Source organism: Pseudomonas sp. ArH3a, assembly GCF_022648765.1.
Taxonomy (GTDB): Bacteria; Pseudomonadota; Gammaproteobacteria; order Pseudomonadales; family Pseudomonadaceae; genus Aquipseudomonas.
In genome coordinates this window covers 61,449-81,338 of record NZ_CP080330.1, presented here as the reverse complement: position 1 = coordinate 81,338, position 19,890 = coordinate 61,449, and the positions used below count along the sequence as shown (strand labels likewise).

Annotated in this window: 15 protein-coding genes; 3 read left to right on the top strand and 12 right to left on the bottom strand. The window is 60.0% G+C overall.

Features of this window, described 5'->3' with window-relative positions; all coding sequences use genetic code 11:
- The first annotated feature begins 194 nt into the window (after positions 1–194).
- The 3 genes from K0P33_RS00355 to K0P33_RS00345 all read left to right on the top strand — a co-directional run bounded on the left by K0P33_RS00355 (position 195) and on the right by K0P33_RS00345 (position 2,014).
- Positions 195–362: a rubredoxin gene (locus tag K0P33_RS00355; RefSeq protein ID WP_003213373.1), complete on the top strand. Its 168-nt coding sequence runs from the start codon at positions 195–197 to the stop codon at positions 360–362.
- A gap of 36 nt (positions 363–398) precedes the next feature.
- On the top strand, positions 399–1,547 hold the full coding sequence (locus K0P33_RS00350) for an FAD-dependent oxidoreductase (RefSeq protein ID WP_058421114.1): 1,149 nt from the start codon (positions 399–401) through the stop codon (positions 1,545–1,547).
- Positions 1,548–1,738: 191 nt separating this feature from the next.
- The gene (locus tag K0P33_RS00345) at positions 1,739–2,014 is read left to right on the top strand and encodes an HU family DNA-binding protein (RefSeq protein ID WP_003213368.1); all 276 of its coding nucleotides are present in this window, start codon (positions 1,739–1,741) and stop codon (positions 2,012–2,014) included.
- 128 nt (positions 2,015–2,142) lie between these two features.
- Here the strand turns inward: K0P33_RS00345 and K0P33_RS00340 are convergent, their stop codons facing one another.
- From K0P33_RS00340 to tssA, 12 genes are all read right to left on the bottom strand, one after another.
- Positions 2,143–2,673 carry a hypothetical protein gene (locus K0P33_RS00340; protein ID WP_242153518.1) on the bottom strand — a complete coding sequence of 177 codons (531 nt, stop codon included), beginning with the start codon at positions 2,671–2,673 and terminating at the stop codon, positions 2,143–2,145.
- Positions 2,674–2,693: 20 nt separating this feature from the next.
- The gene (locus tag K0P33_RS00335) at positions 2,694–7,130 is read right to left on the bottom strand and encodes an RHS repeat-associated core domain-containing protein (RefSeq protein ID WP_242153516.1); all 4,437 of its coding nucleotides are present in this window, start codon (positions 7,128–7,130) and stop codon (positions 2,694–2,696) included.
- Positions 7,131–7,142: 12 nt separating this feature from the next.
- Complete coding sequence (locus K0P33_RS00330; protein WP_094953197.1) at positions 7,143–7,577, bottom strand: DcrB-related protein; 435 nt, start codon at positions 7,575–7,577, stop codon at positions 7,143–7,145.
- A 15-nt stretch (positions 7,578–7,592) separates the two neighbouring features.
- On the bottom strand, positions 7,593–9,533 hold the full coding sequence (locus tag K0P33_RS00325) for a type VI secretion system Vgr family protein (protein WP_094953196.1): 1,941 nt from the start codon (positions 9,531–9,533) through the stop codon (positions 7,593–7,595).
- A gap of 157 nt (positions 9,534–9,690) precedes the next feature.
- On the bottom strand, positions 9,691–12,369 hold the full coding sequence (gene tssH, locus K0P33_RS00320) for a type VI secretion system ATPase TssH (RefSeq protein WP_242153513.1): 2,679 nt from the start codon (positions 12,367–12,369) through the stop codon (positions 9,691–9,693).
- Positions 12,362–13,405, bottom strand: a complete 1,044-nt coding sequence (tssG, locus tag K0P33_RS00315; RefSeq protein WP_242153510.1) for a type VI secretion system baseplate subunit TssG — start codon at positions 13,403–13,405, stop codon at positions 12,362–12,364. Before tssG ends, tssH begins: the two co-directional genes overlap by 8 nt.
- Positions 13,369–15,228, bottom strand: a complete 1,860-nt coding sequence (gene tssF, locus K0P33_RS00310; RefSeq protein WP_094953191.1) for a type VI secretion system baseplate subunit TssF — start codon at positions 15,226–15,228, stop codon at positions 13,369–13,371. The genes tssG and tssF overlap by 37 nt, the downstream gene beginning before the upstream one ends.
- Entirely contained in the window at positions 15,225–15,740 is a 516-nt protein-coding gene (gene tssE / locus K0P33_RS00305) for a type VI secretion system baseplate subunit TssE (RefSeq protein WP_005792513.1), read from the bottom strand. Before tssE ends, tssF begins: the two co-directional genes overlap by 4 nt.
- 93 nt (positions 15,741–15,833) lie before the next feature.
- Positions 15,834–16,322: a type VI secretion system tube protein Hcp gene (locus K0P33_RS00300; RefSeq protein WP_078739799.1), complete on the bottom strand. Its 489-nt coding sequence runs from the start codon at positions 16,320–16,322 to the stop codon at positions 15,834–15,836.
- Between the two features lie 149 nt (positions 16,323–16,471).
- Positions 16,472–17,968: a type VI secretion system contractile sheath large subunit gene (tssC, locus tag K0P33_RS00295; RefSeq protein WP_242153507.1), complete on the bottom strand. Its 1,497-nt coding sequence runs from the start codon at positions 17,966–17,968 to the stop codon at positions 16,472–16,474.
- A 2-nt stretch (positions 17,969–17,970) separates the two neighbouring features.
- Complete coding sequence (gene tssB / locus K0P33_RS00290) at positions 17,971–18,477, bottom strand: type VI secretion system contractile sheath small subunit (RefSeq protein WP_010168268.1); 507 nt, start codon at positions 18,475–18,477, stop codon at positions 17,971–17,973.
- Between the two features lie 54 nt (positions 18,478–18,531).
- Positions 18,532–19,551 (bottom strand): type VI secretion system protein TssA, encoded by a 1,020-nt coding sequence (tssA, locus tag K0P33_RS00285; protein ID WP_242153504.1) that lies wholly within the window; start codon positions 19,549–19,551, stop codon positions 18,532–18,534.
- Between the last annotated feature and the right edge of the window lie 339 nt (positions 19,552–19,890).

Here is a 19,890-nt window from a genome sequence, read left to right as displayed (position 1 = left end):
GTGAGTCAGTATTGGCAGCAAAAGAGGCGGCGAGCTTACCATGGCGTCCTGAGCTTTTGCCGTGCTGAACCGGCCGTTTGCGCCGAACATGCTTGCATCTGCCGGCCCCGATCAGTACAAAACGCCCTGAGCCGCACGGCAACGTTGGTCTATCGACCGTCGGCCAAGATGCCTGGACCCTGAGGAAGTAAGTAATGAAGAAGTGGCAATGTGTAGTGTGCGGCCTGATCTACGACGAAAAAGACGGCTGGCCGGATGACGGTATCGCTCCGGGCACCCTGTGGCAGGACGTCCCGGAAGACTGGCTGTGCCCGGACTGCGGCGTGGGCAAAATGGATTTCGAAATGATCGAAATCGGTTAATCATCGATTTAAGAAACGTACTACAAGGAGAAAGGAATGAACGCACCTGTCGTGATCATCGGCACAGGGTTGGCCGGTTACAACGTGGCCCGGGAGTTTCGCAAGCTCGACAGCGAGACCCCGTTGCTGCTGATCACCGCGGATGACGGGCGCTCCTACTCCAAGCCCATGCTCTCCACCGGCTTTGGCAAGAACAAGGAAGCCGATGGCTTGAGCATGGCTGAACCGGGCGCCATGGCCGAGCAACTCAAGGCCGAGGTGCGCACCCACACGCGCATCAGCGGCATCGACCCGGGCCACAAACGCCTGTGGATCGGCGAGGAAGCCGTGGCCTACCGCGACCTGATCCTGGCCTGGGGCGCAGAAACCGTGCGTGTCCCGGTCGAAGGCGACGCGGCTGAGCTGATTTTCCCGATCAACGACCTCGAAGACTACGCGCGCTTTCGTGCCGCCGCCGCCGGCAAACGCCGTGTGCTGCTGCTCGGCGCCGGTCTTATCGGCTGTGAATTCGCCAACGACCTGATCCTCGGTGGCTATGAAATCGACTTGGTGGCCCCGTGCGAGCAAGTCATGCCGACCCTGCTGCACCCGGCAGCGGCCGCAGCCGTGCAAGCCGGGCTGGAAGGCCTCGGCGCGCGTTTCCACCTAGGCCCGGTGCTCAACCGCCTGCAGCGCACGGCTGATGGCCTGGAAGCGCACCTGTCGGACGGTGAAGTGATCCACTGCGACCTGGTCGTCTCGGCCATCGGCCTGCGCCCGCGCGTGGACCTCGCCGCCGCCGCCGGCCTGCAGATCAACCGTGGGATCATGGTGGACCGTCACCTCAAGACCTCCCACGCCAACATCTACGCCCTCGGCGACTGCGCCGAGGTCGATGGCCTGAACCTGCTGTACGTGATGCCGCTGATGAGCTGCGCCCGTGCCCTGGCCCAAACCCTGGCAGGCAACGCCACGGCGGTGAGCTACGGACCGATGCCGATCACCGTGAAAACCCCGATCTGCCCACTGGTGGTTTCCCCGCCGCCACGCGGCACCGAAGGCGTGTGGAGCGTCGAAGGGCAGGGCGCCGACATCAAGGCCTTGTGCCGCGACGCCAGCGGCCGCCTGCTCGGCTACGCGCTGACCGGCAGCGCCGTGATGGAAAAACTGGCTTTGAACAAAGAACTTCCGCCGTTACTGGCGTAAATACCGGTCGTTCTGTCGGAATCAGCACGTTCTTACCCGTAGAAAGGTCGCCTCGAGACTGGCGGAGCGTGCGAGGGCATGCCATCCTCACTCCCGTCTGCCGCAGAGTAGAGCCTGCGGCGCCTTGGGCGCTGCTCCATAAGAGAGCAGCACGGACATAACAACAAAAAACCGTCAAAGAGGCTTCACTTATGCGTAAACCAGAACTCGCAGCCGCCATCGCTGAAAAAGCAGACCTCACCAAAGAACAGGCCAACCGCGTCCTCAACGCCGTTCTCGAAGAAATCACCGGCGCCCTGCACCGCAAGGACAGCGTCACCCTGGTGGGCTTCGGCACCTTCCTGCAACGCCACCGTGGCGCCCGCACCGGCAAAAACCCGCAGACCGGTGAGCCGGTGAAGATCAAGGCGAGCAACACCGTTGCGTTTAAGCCGGGCAAGTCGCTTAAAGACAGCGTCAACCCGTAAGAGCGGTACCGTCTGAAGGGAGGCGGGATGGGGAAAAAATGGGCACGCCGACTGGGTCGGGTGCCCATTTTTTGTTAGAGACGCTTTGGATGAGAAGGCCGGGTGGGTCTCATCCTTTTGGCATGATCTTAGTTGATCAGAAAATCATGGTGGCTGGTCACCGTGACAGGTCGGCCTTTTAATAGGTCGTTAACAATGGCGTGTTGTGCGTCAAACTCTTGTTTTAACGTGGGGTTCCACACCGTTTCATCTTCCGTTTGCGCATAGTGGTCGATCAGATTGATCACAACTTCCAGCGCATACGCGAGACTCTCGATATCGTCTGCACTGTTAAGGGCAGCGTTGAAGGCTGCCAGTGCATAGGACTCGTAAGCTTCTAACTCCTCGTGACTAGCCGAATACTCGTCCATGCTGTCCAACAACTGTTGAAGTTTTTGCTGGTAGGGAGAAATATCGCGTTGAAGGATATGTCCGACAATTTTATCTTTCGTATCGTCAATGCCTAACTTTTGTTGAATGACAGGCAGCGTATTTGGCAAGCTGAGTAGCCCATTGGTGCACCATGCAGATAAAAAAGTAACTTGCTCATCTGACAAAGTTTGAAGGGCGCCTAGGATAAAGGCTTGATAGTTGTCTATCTCGTCAACAATGTTGAACATGGTAAGCGTCCTGTAAGTTTTTAATCGAAAACGCCACCAGACGCTTCAACATGAGGCTGGCAGTTTGAACAGGAAGCGTTGGTTTGTTTACCACCCCAAGACACTCCCCATTTTTCGACCTTCGCACCTTCCGGCAGGTTTCTGATGATAACCCGTTCTGCGTGGTTTTCTAGTTTCGCTTGAGCGGGGTCTGCGTGGCCACTGCGCACTTTGGTGCCTGACAATATGTTTTCAGGAGGTATGCCCATTTCTGCGGCGAGTTTTCTCTGTGCTGGAGACAATGTGCCCGCGCTGCCGGCTACGTAGTGTGTGGTTTTTCCGTTGATAGTGACCTCGGCAATGGCTACCGTGGAATTGCGTTTGGCAAAGGGATCCCTCGCCAAATCATGTATCTTGCGCGCTTTGGCACTCAGGGAGCAGCTCAAACCCAGCGGGTCGATCCAACCCAGCGGATTGGGCGCGTACTGGTAGAGGTTGAGTCCGCCCGCCAATCCGATTGGATCTCGCGTTGTAAACCGCCCCACATCGGGATCGTAAAATCGAAAAGTGTTGTAGTGCAGGCCGGTTTCCCTGTCGAGGTACTGGCCTTGAAATCTCAGGTTTTGCCTCTCAATGAAATAAGACTCCTGCACTTCTTGCGCGGTATTACCCCATACCTTGTAGCTGGCTTCCCAGACAGTGCTTCCGTTAACTTCGGTCAGCTGAAGGGGTAATCCATTTATGTCGTTATGGTAGTACCTGATTTTTTGCTGGTCACCTTCGCCGTCGATACGAGCCAGTGGTTCATAGCCGTTATTGGCGTACAGGTATAAACTTTTCTGGTTGTTAGATTGTTCTTGAAGTAATTTTAATCCGTCCCATAAAAAAGTAGTTTTACTCAGCTCGACGCCTTGGCGCAATTCGCTTTTTTCCTGGCGTCTTCCCAAGGGGTCGTAGTTCATGCGCACGACGGTTTCGCCCGTAATACTGTGATTTCGGACCTCAATCAACCGGTGTTCGGCGTCGTAACTAAACCGTTGTGTACCGCGCTGGCCGCTTCTTTTTTCTATTACCCGGCCCCACCCATCGTAACGGAAGCGTTTGTCCTGATAGGTGATCAATTTGTTGTGTACGACCAGGCCTGCGCCTTGTTGTGACCCATCCAGCAAGTTGGCTGCAGCGTCGTAGGCAAATATTTCTGCCTGCCCTTGGGTATCGCCTTGACTGGCAATGATTCGCCCAGTGGCGTCGTAATGCAGGAGTTGGTGACGCTGCCCTTTGGCGTGTTGATCCAGCTTTGCGACCAGATTGTTTGCGAGGTCGTATTCAACTTTGCTGTGTTCCGCGCTCAGCAACTGCGAAGGGTGTTCAGTGTATTTACGTTGGCGCGATCTCAGCCTGCCACTGCGGTCGTATCCCAGATACGTACTGATTTGTCCTTGGGTGCGCATGACTTCACGGTGCAGGCGGTCACGCTCAAAATCACTGATGGTGTGCCCGTCCACATTGATTTGATGCAGGTGGCCACTTCCGTACAGCAGGCGATTTATCCAGCGTCCATCAGGAAGTTGGGTTTGTATCAAATTGCCCAACTCATCGTAGTGATGATGCAAGCTTCCGGCCGGGCTGCTTTCTTCCAATAGCTGGCCGAGAGCGTCGTACGAAAAACTCAGTGCTTGCGAGTTGCCCTGACAGTCCGTGAAGGTCACGGCAATCAGCTGGTTGAATACGTCGTAGGTATATTCGGTTCGGCCGTCATCGGTGATTTTGGCAGTCAGGCGCCCGATCGCGTCCCGTTCCAATCGGTGAATGATGGGTTCAGTCGTTGTCTGCTGCACGATCGACAGACCCGCGCCGTAAAGTGCAGGAACAGATGCCACGCTTGCCAGATTGTCCAGCGCGTCGTACGTGTAATGCTTGGCGCTGCCGTCGAGATCTTGCTGTTTCTCAAGCCGGTCGCCGGCGTCCCAGGCAAACAAGTAGCGTTCGCCATTTTCGTTTGTCAGTGCCTTCAGTCTTCCATACGCATCGTAGCCAAACTCTACTGTGCGGCCATGCGCATCGGTGCGCTGGAATACTTGGCCGCGGCGATTACGCTGATAGTGCGTGGTGTTGCCGGCAGCGTTGGTGTAACTGACTAACTGACCGTTTGCATTTCTTTGAAAGTATTCCGTTCGGCCATCCGGCAACTGGCTACTCAGCATCCGGCCTCTAGCGTCAACGTTGAAGTGCGATCGTTCACCCAGGGCATCCGTAATCGTCTGCAAGAAACCACGATCGTCATAGCTGAAGCGTGTCGGATAGCCAGAGCAGTCAATGTACTCGATGAGTTGGCCAAAGAGATTCCAACGCATGCGCTTGCTCTTGCCAGCAGCATCAATGATTTCGACGATTTGGCCATGATCGTCATAGCGGTATTGAGTGCTATGGCCCAGAGGGTCCGTTTCGCGGATGCAATTGCCCCTTGGGTCGTACTGATAGTTCCAACTGTTTCCCGCAGCATCCACCTGAATCCGTGGCAGCGCCCAGTGCTCCAACCACAGGGTAGAGTCAATGCGCCCCAACGGGTCGTGCTCGCCCAGCAGGTTGCCTGACTCGTCATAACTGAACGCATATCGCCCGCCTAGCGGGTCGGTCGCACTGAGCAGTTGACGCTCGTCATTCCACTCAAAAAGCCAAGTTTGTCCTACGTTGTCGGTGTAAGAGATGATCTGGTACTGGGTATTCCACAGCCGCGTGCTGACGCGATGCAGGTTGTCGGTGATGCGCGTAATGCCAGCTTGCAGATCGTAGTCAAACAGGTACTCGTCACCTTCGTCTGTCCAGTGCCGCACAACGCGCCATTCAACCCCGTCTACCAGTGCCCACTCATAGAAACAGCGTAAGCCGGTAGGTAGCTGATGTTCGACCATCCGCCGGCCGCTGTCATAAGAGAAGCGTCGCTGAATCTGCTCAGTCGCATCACTGACAATCGTCAAATCGCCCGCTGTGTCAAAACTATAGCGAGCAAGCGTTTCTCTACGATGATCGGCGTGCACACGTTCGATGTGGCTGACGCGGCCGTGTTCGCGAGTCAGTTCAACCTGTATACGATCAAACGTATCTCGCAGCCGAAAAAGCAGGCCTTTCTCGTCATAGTCCAGATAAATACGGTTGCCGTTACGGTCGCCCAGCTGGCTCAAACGCAGCAGCGATGTGTTACCCGGGGTGATGTCGAACAGGCGATACAGACCCTCTTCACTCTCTATCAATACCTGCCCATTGCGGTGCCGCCGAACAGCCAAGCCTTCGCCTGCACTGAACATTGCGCTGCCCGGCAAAACCGAGCCCAGGTTGATGCGTCGGCCCTGTTCGTCTGTATAGACCAGCTCCTCGCCGCCGTCTGAATGGGGCAGGATCTCGATGCTTACTTCATAGGTAACGCTCCAGCCCGCGCCAAACATCCCATTACGACGCTTATCCCGGCTGTTGTAAAACCGCTGCCAATCGATCGGCAAAACACCCGGTAATACAAAGTCCAGCTCGGTAATACTCCCCAGCACCTTCGCGCCGGTGGCCGCATGCACCGGATTGGGCGAGCCCATCGTGGCATTGGCCGCTGCGCCCATTGCCTGGCTGACCGCGTAGGAAGTCACGCCGCTGAGGAGCATGCAGGGCAAGTCGCTCAGGGTTTTTCCTTTTGCCCCCTTCAACAACATCAGCGCCTCAATCGCCAATCCCACGCCGGGGGTTTTGCCGCTACGAATCTCCTGCACCACCACCGTACCGCCACCAATCGTGACATTGGGTGAGATCAGCCCCGAGGACACCACTGTTGCATCACACATGCTGCGGTCGCCGCTACGCACCGCAGGTTGACCATTGATAGTGACTTTATCCGAGCCCTCGGCCAGAAGTTGCGGCGGCATCGGCGGGTGACGAGTGCACACGACCAGGTCCGTGAGTGCAGGCACAACGCCTGGGGCGGGCGTGGCGACGGTTGGACGCCATAGCTGGGAGAAAAACCCCTCGGCCATGTCCAGGAAGCCTGGCTCAGGTTGAGGTGCGGGGTCGGGCTCGGGTGGTGCTTGCTCAAGCTCAGTGCCAGCGGGCGAAACATGGGATGGGATCGAACCGGCCGCGCGTGCAGCGGGAATGTTGTTGACGAACGTGTCGGTGGAGCCCACGGCAATATTTGCCTGCACCGTGGGCGGGAATAACGCGTTGCTGAAATCCTCGCATATCTTGCTGAGGCCTTTATCGGCCCCGGTCTTGCTCATGGCCATGCCGACTACGACGCCTACCACCATGCCGAGAATGCAGCCACCAATACCCGCGGTGGCGACAGTCACACCAATCGCTGCAGCGACCGCAGCGGTTGCCAGCGCAGTAATCGCCACGTTGGCTGCCACCTCCAGCACGCCGCCGAGAATGTCGGCCATCATCGAGGTGTGCGTCAGCGCATCGCCCATCCGGGCAGCCCAAAGAGCGTCAGACATGTAGGCAGCTCATCAAGAAATAGCGTCGAACGACAGTGAGTTCTTAATCATCGCCCAATGCCCCGCCTCAGCATCCCCAAGCTTGTCCGCCTTCACATAACTTAAGGCGAGCATCTTGCGCGTACCCGGCAACACCAGGGCCAACTGGTACTGGAACACTTTGTCGTTGCCTTTGTTGAACTGGCTGCGCAGCTCAATCCCTTCCACCTCTTGGGCGGCGCCCAAACGCACGGTAACGCTCGGCTGGCAGCGTAAATCCTGCACCTGTTTTTCCAGGCGCTTGAGCTGGTCGTCGAAGTTGCTGTGCAGGGTTTCGCCTTCGCTGAGGAAGCTACGGCTGATGATCAAGGACGTGCCAAGTTCGGGGAACTTTAGGATATTGATCGACGCGTCCTGCAGCTCGCCCTCAGGCAGTTGAAACTGGAATTCGTTGATTCGGTACGTCATGGCAAGCAGGTCTCGTCAGGAGCTTTTAGGCGTGGGGAATGCGGCTTTGATGTTGGCGTCGATGCTGGTTTTCATGCCCTGGCCATCGGGCGTTGCGCCGGGGCCGCCGCCGTTGTTCAGGTGCAGGACGCCGCCGGTATTGAATTCGGCATCGCCGCTGGCGTGGAAGCTGATATTGACGCCGCTCAGGTTGATCTGCCCGCTGGCGTTCAACTCCAGAATGCTTTTACCGCAGACCAGGCGCAGGTTTTCGCCCACTTCAATCACGTAGCTCTGGCTGACGCTGTCGGTTTTCCTCTGGCCCACAGAAAGGATGTCTTCGTGCTTGACGATGCGCACACGGTTATTCCCAATCGTCACCGTCTCGTTATGCCCAATACTCTTATTGCGGTCATGCCCGACGGAGTGGCTTTCATCCACCTCCACCACGATGTCCTGATTCCTCTCGGCATGGATATACAACTGCTCCAGCCCCTTCTTGTCCTCCATGCGGATTTCATTGAAGTTGGCCGGCGTGCCGCCCTTGCTCGAACGGCTTTTCATCCCGCTCTGGGTGGCGTTTTCCGGCAGGTCGTAGGGCACGGTCTGCTCGGCGTTGTACACCCGGCCGGTGATGATCGGCCGGTCGGGATCGCCCTCAAGGAAGCTCACAATCACTTCCTGGCCGATACGCGGAATCTGCATCGAGCCCCAGTTCTTCCCGGCCCAGGATTGCGACACGCGAATCCAGCACGAGCTGTTTTCGTTGGATTGGTCGTGGCGGTCCCAATAGAAGTGCACCTTCACGCGGCCATACTGGTCGGTCCAGATTTCTTCGCCTTTGGGGCCGACCACCAAGGCGGTTTGCGGGCCTTTGACGATGGGCCGGTGTGTATTCGCCAGTGGGCGGAAGCTTTGCTGGGCGTCGATGCAGGTCAGGCTGCTTTCGAACTGCGCCGAGCCCGAGCCGCCGCCACTTTCCAGGCTTTCCTGGACGATGTAGTAGCGACAGCCGACGATCAGGTATTCGCGGTTCTGGTCCTGGCGGCTGAAGCCGGTAAGGCTGAACAAGTGGCCGGAGCCGAGGCCACGGGCGTTGCCGCTGAACTCGATCTGCTCATGCAGGGTTTGCAGGGCTTCGATGCGGGTGCGTGCGTAGTGTTCGCCGTCTTCACTTTGAACATACGTGCCGGGGTAGTCGTACAGCGGGTAGTCGCCGGCGGTGTGCGGGCGCGGCATTGCCGAGCGTACGTCGATACTGGCGCTGGGGCGTTGGAAGTCGTAGTCATTGAGCTCCAGCGAGCCCGGCTGTACTTCGTGCGCCAGGTGCCAGTTGTGCATATGGTCGCGTTCGCGCTGCTGCTCGTCCTTGGGGTAGTACGGAATCGACGCGTAGCCCGGCACCGTGGTGTGGGCGCCGTAGGCGTCGGCCAGCACCAGCACATGGCGGTCCTGTTCATGGCGGAAGAAGTAGTAGATGCCTTCCTGTTCCATCAAGCGGCTGACGAAATCGAAGCTGGTTTCGCGGTACTGCACGCAGTATTCCCACTCGCGGTACGGCCGGCTCAGGGCGTCTTCGAAATCGGAAAAGCCCAGGTCGCGGAACACTTGCTTGATGATCTGCGGGATGCTCAGGTTCTGGAAAATCCGGCAGTCCGAGGTGCGGCTGAGCAACCAGAACCACGGCCTCAAGGTCACCTGGTAACTGGCGAACTGGCCCTGGTCGATGTTCTGACTGCACCGCGCGACGATGCCGTGGAAGTGCCGCTCGCTACCGTCCGCCAACTGCACGCCGACGCTCATCGGCTTGCCGAGCAACTGGTTGAGGTCGATGTTGGCGTCCAGCGAGGTCAGTTGCAGCTCATAGTTGAACAACCTGCCCAGCTCTTCACCGCCGCCCATTTCATTGAGCAACAGCACATCCGGCCCCAGAGGGCTGGTGATCTTGGCCAGGCGTGAGGCTTGGTTGAATAGCATCGGGCGTCTCGTAAATGACTTAATAACTGAAGAAACCGAATCCAAATGTGGGAGCTGGCTTGCCTGCGATGGCGGTGGATCAATCAACATCAATACTGAATGTCAGATCGCTATCGCAGGCAAGCCAGCTCCCACATTGACCGTATTCCAACAGTCGTTATTCGGCGTCGCTGAAGTCGTAGTGCAATTCATTATCCCGGCTGCTGATACGCACACCCGCCAGCGCCTTACCTTCGAGCATGCGCGTGAGGAACTCACGGCTCATGTCTGGCAGCAGGCTGTTGGTGAGGATGGTGTCGATCATGCGGCCGCCGCTTTCGGTTTCGGTGCAGCGCGAGACGATCAAATCGACCACCGCGTCGTCGTAGTCGAAGGCAACTTTGTGCGTAGTTTCCACGCGCTTTTTGATGCGGTTGAGCTGCAGGCGGGTAATCGCTTTGAGCATCTCATCGCTGAGCGGGTAGTAAGGAATCGTGACCAAACGGCCGAGCAGCGCCGGTGGGAAAATCTCCAGCAGTGGTTGGCGCAGTGCCTTGGCGATTTCTTCCGGCTCAGGGATATTCGCCGGGTCTTTGCAGACCTGGGAAATCAGCTCAGTACCGGCGTTGGTGGTCAGCAGGATCAGGGTGTTTTTGAAGTCGATCACTCGGCCTTCGCCGTCCTCCATCACGCCCTTATCGAATACTTGGAAGAAGATTTCATGCACGTCCGGGTGGGCTTTTTCCACCTCGTCCAGCAGCACCACGCTGTAGGGTTTGCGCCGTACCGCTTCGGTCAGCACGCCGCCTTCGCCGTAGCCGATATAGCCCGGTGGCGCGCCCTTGAGGGTCGACACGGTGTGGGCTTCCTGGAACTCGCTCATGTTGATGGTGATCACGTTCTGCTCACCGCCGTACATGGCCTCGGCCAGCGCCAGCGCGGTTTCGGTCTTGCCCACACCCGATGTGCCGGCCAGCATGAACACGCCAATCGGCTTGCTCGGGTTGTCGAGCCCGGCGCGGGAGGTCTGAATACGCTTGGCGATCATCTGCAGGGCATGGTCCTGGCCGATGATGCGTTTTTTCAGGTGCTGGTCGAGGTTGAGCACCGTCTCCAGTTCGTTGCGCGCCATGCGGCCCACTGGGATGCCGGTCCAGTCGGCGACCACCGAGGCCACCGCCTGGTAATCCACGGTCGGCAGGATCAGCGGGGTTTCGCCTTGCAAGGTGGTGAGGCGTTCTTGCAGGTCGACCAGTTGCGCGCGCAATTCGTCGCTCTCGTTGCTACCCGCATCGCTGTCCACAACACCGGCTTTCTCGCGCAAGGTCGCGCGGGTGGCGAGCAGCTCGTCTACCAGTGTTTTTTCTTCGGCCCAACGGCTTTCCAGGGTTGCCAGGCGTTCACGCTCGGCACTCAGCAAAGCTTCGCTATTGGTCTGGCGTGCGCCGATGGCGATGCCGATGGCATGCTCGCGGCCGATGATTTGCAGTTCGGTTTCCAGCGCTTCGATGCGACGGCGGCTGTCGTCCACTTCGGCCGGCACTGCGTGCAGGCTGATGGCGACGCGGGCGCAGGCGGTGTCCAGCAGGCTCACGGATTTATCCGGCAGCTGGCGCGCAGGAATGTAACGGTGCGACAGCTTCACCGAGGCTTCCAGGGCTTCATCGAGGATCTGCACCTGATGGTGTTTTTCCATGGTCGACGCCACGCCTCGCATCATCAACAGCGCCTTGTCTTCCGACGGCTCCGCCACCTGCACGACTTGGAAGCGGCGGGTCAGGGCCGGGTCTTTTTCGATGTGTTTTTTGTACTCGGCCCACGTCGTGGCAGCCACGGTGCGCAACGTACCGCGCGCCAAGGCTGGCTTGAGCAGGTTGGCCGCATCGCCCGTCCCGGCGGCGCCACCGGCACCCACCAGCGTGTGGGCTTCGTCGATAAACAGGATGATCGGCTTGGGCGAGGCTTGGACGTCTTCGATGACCTGACGCAGGCGCTGCTCAAACTCGCCTTTCATGCTGGCGCCAGCTTGCAGCAGGCCCACGTCGAGGCTGCGCAGCTCCACGTCTTTGAGTGCGGGCGGCACGTCACCGGCGACGATGCGCAGGGCGAAACCTTCAACCACGGCAGTCTTGCCCACACCGGCTTCACCGGTGAGGATCGGGTTGTTCTGACGACGACGCATGAGGATATCCACCAGTTGGCGAATTTCTTCATCACGGCCGACGATGGGGTCGAGTTTGCCGCTGCGCGCCTGTTCGGTCAGGTCTACGGTAAAGCGCTTGAGCGCTTCCTGCTTGCCCATCGCGCTCGGCGCCATCGCGCCACTGGCTTCGCCCGGTACAGCACCGGCATTGAAACCGTCACTGGCACTCAACGCATTCTCGGGCGAGTCGCCGACGTATTCGTCAAAGCGTTCGCTCAGGGCTTCGGCCTTGATCTTGTCGAATTCGGCAGACAAACCCAGCAACGCATGGCGCAGGCTCGGCGTCTTCAGAATGCCCAGCACCAGGTAGCCTGTGCGCACCTGGCTTTCGCCAAACATCAGGCTGCCGTAGACCCAGCCGCGCTCCACGGCTTCTTCCACATGGGACGACAGGTCGGTGATTGACGTCGAACCACGCGGCAGGCGGTCCAGGGCCTCGGTCAAGTCACGGGCCAGGCGCGCCGGCTCCACGTTGAACTGGCGAATGATGCGGTGCAGGTCCGAGTCCTGCAGTTGCAGCAATTGGTGAAACCAGTGGGCCAGTTCCACGTACGGGTTGCCCCGCAACTTGCAGAACACGGTGGCGGCTTCGATGGCCTTGTAGGCCACGCTGTTGAGTTTGCCGAACAGTGCGGCGCGACTGATTTCACCCATGCTCTGGATTCCTTGAGGTGGTGGCGTGGTCGGCGTAATGCCGAGCCAGGATTAGGTCGTTGGCGTCATGCTCGGGTTGGCCGAGCCAGGTGTTGAAGCCCAGGCGGAACTGGCCATTGAGCTGCAGCGCCGGTACTTCGGGTTGTTGCAAAACCAGGTTCAAGTCCCAGTCCAATTCATGGCCCAGGTACTCGGCCACCCACGCCACCAGCTCGTTGAACGGCTGGCTGCCGGGCAGCATGCCCATGTAGTCATCCAGCTTGAGCGGGCCTAAGCGGATGCGGAATTTATGCTGGCGATCCCACACGTGGCTGCCCAGGCAAAAGTCCACGCCCAGTTGGTTGGCGCTGACACTCACGCGGCTGCGTTCGGGCAACTCCAGCCATTGGCCGACGTATTCTTCGATTTCCACCGGCAGGCCGAAGTACTCGCTGAGAATCGCCTTCAGGCCGTCCGGGTAACGGGTTTGCGCCGACAGGTGGCCGCTGTAATGCAGCTTCGCCGTGTCGGGAATCAGCCCCTGGTTGAGCAGGCTCGGCATGCCCCGGCCGCTCAGGGCGGCGAGGCGCGCCGACCAATAATCGTCATCCGGGCGATCGTGGCTGACCGTCGGCCGCGCTTCGGCCCAGGCCCGGTAAAAAAGGCTGAGCAGGCGGTGGTGGAACACATCCAAAAACTGTTTGCTGGTGCTGTCGGCGTTGTTGCGCTGACGCTCGCGCACGTACTCGGTGATGTGCAGCGGCAACGGGCCGTTGGGGCCGCCTAGGCCGAAGAAGAACTGCTCCAGCCGCGCGGGTTTGCCGTCGCTGCCGGGGTCGACCGAGGCCAACGTGGCCGGGGCGAAGGTGCAATCCGCCTGTTGCCCCAGGCGCAGCGGGTCATCTGCCAGGCGCAGGGAATGGCCCAGGCGCGGCAGCTGCGGCGCTTCGCACTCGATACGGCGCAGCGCCTGGAAGAAATCGTATTCCCAGGGCTGCTGATGCATCGCATCCAGTGTGTTCACAGGGTCGGACGACGCCCGGGCTTGGCTTTCCATCGCATGATCTCGCCGCGTTCGGTGGTACGGATCACCGTCTCGGTAAAACTGTTGATCGACACGTAGCGTGCCAGGAAGCGCTCCAGCACCGCACCGAGCAGAAACACGCCGGTGCCGCGAAACGCGTTTTCATCGAATTCCAGGGTGATTTCCAGGCCGCGGCCAAACACAATCGGGCCGGGCATCGGCAGGCGACGGGTCACGGCTTTACTGCTGACTTCGCGCAGGCCTTCGATCTGCAATTGCAGCGCCGCGTCGTTGCTGTCGCCATACAGGCGCAACAGTTCGCGCAAGGCGCCGGCGCCCTGGCCTTGTTCGCTCAGCGACAGGTAGTTGAGCGACAACTGGCTGATCAGGCGCCAAGCCTTGGCATCGTGGGCGTGGCTGGCGCGCGGGCGGCTCGGCCCGGCGACGCAGCGCACCGACAACACCGGCGCGCTGTCGGCCAAGGTGAAGTCGGTCTTGCCGCTGCCTACGCTCATGAACAGCGGCAAATCGCGGTTGGTGCACAGCGCCGTCACGCCGAGTTGGCGCAGGTCGTGGCGGTACGGCGCTTGCTGGCTGTCGACCAGGCTGACAAAGGTTTCGCTGCCCACATAAGTGGAGCGCGGGCCATTGCGGCGCTGGTCGCTGGACAACACGCGGGGCTCGCGGCGCAGCGTGTAGTAAGCCTGATCGCGCCCATAGCGTGACGGGTCGCGCACCGCATAGAACGGCAGGAACGGCTGCTCCGGCCCGGTGCCATGGCCGGCGATGCCGCTTAGCGAGTGAATCTCAAAATCCATCGGCCGCGTGCGGTCGGCGATCACATGGTGTTCGTTGACGCGGTCGGACAAATGAATACGGTCCACGCGTTTGGGGAACAGGTTGATCGCCGGGGTGCAGAACGGCATGAACTGCGCCGCGCCGACACTGCCTTCCAGGCTCGGCTCGTGGCGGTCGAACAGCACGATCAGCTCCAGCTCCTGGCCGTCGCAACGTTTGACTGCGCGGCTCAGCTCGGCAAATTCGACGAACAGGAAGCGGTGGGGCAGGGCGAAGTATTCCTGCAACAGCCGATAGCCCTGGAACGCGCGGGCCACCACCGGCATAGCCGCGTCGGCGTCGTCAAAGCCCTTGGAACGCAGGGCGTCTTGCGGCAGGCGCTCGACCCAATCACCGCCGGGCTTGCGCGCAAACACCGCGCAGGCATTGCCCAGCAGTTGTTCGTAGAGGCGGAACGGCTGTTCATCCGCGCCGCTGAGGTACAGCGGCAGGCTGTCGAGGTTGAGGCTGTTGAACGGCAATTCGGCGCCGGTGCGCAGGGTCAGGCGCAAGCCGGCCTTGGCTTTCGGCTCGCTGGCGGCCAGGCGGCCGAGCACGGCGGCGGGGTTGCCGAAGTACTCGGCGCCGCTGACCTGCAACGGCCACAACGTCACCGGGTGTGCGGTGCGGTACTCGCAGCAGGTCTGGGTTTCGCGGCCCAGCGCGGCACGCAAGACGGTGTCGCGCGGCAGCGGAAAGCCGCTGGCCAGGGAGCCTTCGTCGGGGTCGGTCTGCAATTGCACCACGGTCATCGATGGCGTGGGCGCCAGGTAGTGCGGGTAAGCGATTTCCAGCAGGTTGTGGGTGAAGGTCGGGTACTCGGCGTCGAGCTTGAGTTGCACGCGGGCGGTGAGGTAGGCAAAACCTTCGAGCAGGCGTTCGACGTACGGGTCGGCGCAGTCCATACCGGACAGGGTCAGCCGACTGGCGATCTTCGGGTATTCCTTGGCGAACTCGGCGGCGCTTTCGCGCACGTGGTGCAGTTCCTGGTTGTACAGCTCCAGCAGGCGCGGGTTCATGGGCGCCTCCGCTGGTCGGCATTCACTACGCGCACATGGCCGGATTCCAGGTCGAGGTCGGTTTGCAGCAACAGGCGCAGCGGCACCGGCTGCGCCCACAGGTCGCCTTCGATCTCGAAACTCAGGGCGTTGTGGTTCATCTCGCCATGGCCGACGCGGGCTTTGACGCGCAGGGTGTGGCGCAAAATACGTGGCTCAAACGTGGCGATCGCCTGGTAAATCAGGGCTTCCAGGGCCTTGATGTCGACACTGGAGACGCTGTTGCCCGCGAGTGCCGGTAGGCCGTAATTGACCACCGAAGTACCGGCCGGGGTGTGCAGCGTGGCATCGGCATCCAGCAACGACGTGGTGTTGAGCAGCCACGCCAGGTCGCGCAGAACCGAGGCTTTCAATTGGGTCAGGGACAGCACGCGTTTGTCGGCGCTTTCCTTGGGATTGGTCGGGTCGTCGTCAGTCAACCGGTCCAGCAGGGACGGTTGCAGACGGTCGCGGGAAGCGATTTCAGTTACCACCAAAGCAGCTCCACGGACGGGTTGTGAGAGGGACGGTTTTTGCGCGGGGCATATGCCAGTGGCCGTGGCGGGGAGCCACGGCCGCCAGGGCTATCAGCGCTTGGTGTTGGAACGGATGTTCCAGCCAAACTTGATCGCGCCGCCGTCTTTGGTGCCGTCGGCTTTCTGCGGCTGGTAGTCGACCATCACTTGGGCGAAGTTCAGGGTGACGTTTTCAGTCAGGCGATCATCAGTGCCCGAGCCGCCGGTGCTCAGGGACGTGACCAGTACTTCTTCCAGGTTAATTATCATGTACTCGACCTGGCTTTCGCCCCCGGCCTTGCGCACGGTCAGCTTGACCTTGTCGATGTGCTTACCGCTGGCGCAGTGCATCATCAGGTTCGGCGAGGCTTTGTCGACGTACTTGGTCAGCGACAGGTCCTGGATATTCACCTTGCCTGCGCCGCCGCCACCGCCAACATGCATGTTGCCGGACTGGGCCATGCCCCAGCTCCAGTTCAGCACGTCGATTTCGTCCTTGTGGGCTTTGTCCATGGACTCGCCCTTGATGTCGCCGATCTTGATGAAAATATCAACAGCCATGTTTTCTCCCTGTGTGGTCTCAGCCACAGAATTTATTAACGCTGATCGTTCCCACGCTCTGCGTGGTAACGCATCCTGTGACGCTCTGCGTCACTGGGACGCGGAGCGCCCCGGGCGGCATTCCCACGCAGAGCGTGGGAACGAGCGAGTTACGCGCTTTTCGCCGAAGGCAGCTTCGATACCAGGCGCAGCGACACGGTCAGCCCTTCGAGCTGATAGTGCGGGCGCAGGTAGAACTTGGAGTTGTAGTAACCCGGGTTGCCTTCGACGTCTTCCACGATCACTTCAGCGGCAGCCAATGGGTGCTGGGCCTTGGTGGTTTCGGTGGAGTGCGCCGGGTCGCCGTCGACGTAGTTGAGGATCCAGTCCTGCAACCAGCGCTGCATCTCGTCCTTCTCTTTGAAGGAACCGATCTTGTCGCGCACGATGCACTTCAAGTAGTGGGCGAAACGGCAGGTGGCGAACAGGTACGGCAGGCGCGCGGCCAGGTTGGCGTTGGCGGTGGCGTCCGGGTCGTCGTATTCGGCCGGTTTCTGCAACGACTGGGCGCCGATGAAAGCAGCGAAGTCAGTGTTTTTCTTGTGCAGCAGCGGCATGAAACCGTTCTTCGCCAGTTCCGCTTCGCGGCGGTCACTGATGGCGATTTCGGTCGGGCACTTCATGTCCACGCCACCGTCATCGGTCGGGAACGTATGGGCGGGCAGGTTTTCCACTTCACCGCCGGACTCCACGCCACGGATGCGCGAGCACCAGCCGTAGTGTTTGAACGAACGGTTGATGTTCACCGCCATCGCGTACGCGGCGTTGGCCCAGGTGTATTTGGAGCTGTCGGCGCCGTCGGTGTTTTCTTCGAAGGCGAAGGCTTCCACCGGGTCGGTCTTGGCGCCATACGGCAAGCGTGCCAGGAAGCGCGGCATGGTCAGGCCGATGTAGCGCGAGTCTTCCGATTCACGCAGCGAGCGCCAGCCGGCGTATTCCGGGGTGGTGAAGATCTTGGTCAGGTCGCGCGGGTTCGACAGTTCTTGCCACGAGCCCATGCCCATCACGGTCGGCGACGCCGCAGCGATGAACGGGGAGTGCATGGCGGCGCAGACTTTCGACAGCTCGCCCAGCAGTTCCACGTCGGGTGGCGACTGGTCGAAGTAGTAGTCGCCTACGAGGCAACCGTAAGGTTCACCGCCGAACTGGCCGTATTCTTCTTCGTACATCTTCTTGAAGATCGGGCTCTGGTCCCACGCGGTGCCCTTGAATTTCTTCAGGGTCTTGTGCAGGTCCGGCTTGGAGATGTTGAGCACGCGAATCTTCAGCTGCTCATCGCTCTCGGTGTTGTTGACCAGGTAGTGCAGGCCACGCCAGGCGCTTTCCAGCTGTTGGAAATCCTGGTGATGGATGATCTGGTTGACCTGGGCGGTGAGCTTGGCGTCGATGGCGGCGATGATCGATTCAATCGACTTGATCGCGTCATTGGACACCAGGTCCGTCTGTGCCAAAGCCTGTTCGGCCAGGGTGCGCACAGCGGTTTCAACGGCTTCGCGGGCACGCTCGGTCTTGGGTTTGAATTCTTGCAGCAACAGCGATGCGAACTCGCTGGTTTCCTCGGTTGCGCCCAGGTTCTGAGCGCCTTCGCGGGCGGTATTCTCGGTCATGATTATTGATCCCCAGCAGGCTTCGGCGCGCTCGCAAGGGCCTGCAGCAGTGCCGGGTCCTTGATCGCTTTCATGATTATTTCTTCAGCGCCGGTCTTGCCGTCCATGTAGGTCAGCAGGTTGGCCAACTGGGTACGGGCTTCGAGCAGCTTGTTCAGCGAGTCGACCTTGCGCGCCACGGCGGCCGGGCTGAAGTCGTCCATGCTTTCGAAGGTGATGTCCAGGCTCAGGTTGCCTTCGCCGGTCAGCTCGTTCGGTACGTGGAACGCCACGCGCGGCTGCATGGCCTTGAGGCGCGAGTCGAAGTTGTCGACGTCCACTTCAAGGAACTTGCGGTCGGCCACGGGCGCGAGCGGTTCGGCAGGCTTGCCGGCGAGGTCGGCCATCACGCCCATCACGAAGGGCAGCTGGACCTTTTTCTCGGCGCCGTAAAGCTCGACGTCGTACTCGATCTGCACTCGAGGCGCGCGGTTGCGCGCGATGAATTTCTGAGAACTTTGCTTCGCCACGTTGCTGCTCCTGGTCGCTTGAGCGACGGTGTTGTTACTGCACAGCCGGGCGGCTTACTCGCCGTCCGGGCCACGCAGGTTTTCAAATTGGGACATGCCGTCGGGAATCAGATTGCGCACGATGGCTGCAAAGTCGGCATGCACCAGATTCTTCGCCCGGTTTAACAGCACCGGCAGCGGGCTCGAAGGCTCGTGCCGGGTGTAGTACGCAAGGATCTTGTCGAGGCTGCGCAGCACGTCATCGCGGTTGGCGATGTCGCCGGTCGGGCGTGGTGCTGCGGGGGCAACGGCGTATTCAACCGAGGGGGCATTGTCGTCACTGACGGCCTCGGGCTCGCTGCTGGTGTCGCTGTTCGGTACGAATTGGTTGAGGACTTGCAGCGCCTGCTTGAGCGGTTGCTTCAACAGGCTGAGGTCCACGCCCTGGGCCGAACCGACCTGGTCGCTGACTTGTTGTTCGATGGCTTCGCAGGCGGCACGTGCGGCGCTCACGGCGTTGCGGGTGGCTTGCAGTTGTTCGGGGTCGCTGTCGAGGAACGCGGCGTTGAGTTGCTGGGAGCCGAGCTGTTCGTCGGGGAAACTCATCAAGCCGCTGGCGTTCAGCGCGGCGCGCAGGCTCACGGGGCCGAAGGTGCGCGAGCGCGTGAGGATGCTTTCGCGCAGCAGGCGAATGGTCGCGTCGCTGGTCAAGCCGGACAGGGCATTGATGCGTACGGTGGGGTCGTTATCGTCGTCGGCATCCAGGCGCGGGTGCAGGTCGGCCCAGTATTCGCGCAGCAGGGCGTTGATCAGCGTGAGGGCATCGGCCAGCCCGGCCACGCCTTGGAGAGCGAGGGAGCTTTGCAACAGGAAATGGGTGATGCGCAGGTCTTTGCTGCGCTGCAACAAGTCGAGGCTTTGCTGCTGGATGCTGCGCCAATCCGGCGGTTCAGCGGGCAGGATAGAATCGCCCATGCTGCGCTCGGGTTGGCCCTTGGCGGCACGCTCCAGGTGGAGAAAGTCCGCGTCATATTCCATGTCTTCGCCACACGGCGAAGTCGCGGAAACGGCGGTGAGCAGCAACGGCACATCCACTGAAATTGATCTCCCTATCAGCCCGTTAAATGGCGGGCAATGCATGCACTAGTTGCACGATGAACTAGGCATGTTTTCTTGGACATACTGGAACTTTGAATTCGAGTTGATTTCAAAGTGCCATCATTGGTATTCAAGAAGTTGTGCATTTTTGGTGTAGTAGTTAGGCCTTGTCAAGGTAAGCTATTCGCCCTCTGTGACAGATGTGCGGTGTTTAACAACCTGCGCGACTGGTGAGTCGAGTGGTGCACCAGAATAGGATTTTTGTCATGGAGCCCAGTTAAGATCAGCGATCATGCTGGCATTAGCAGGCTGTGAGGGTCGATTTCACGACCTAGT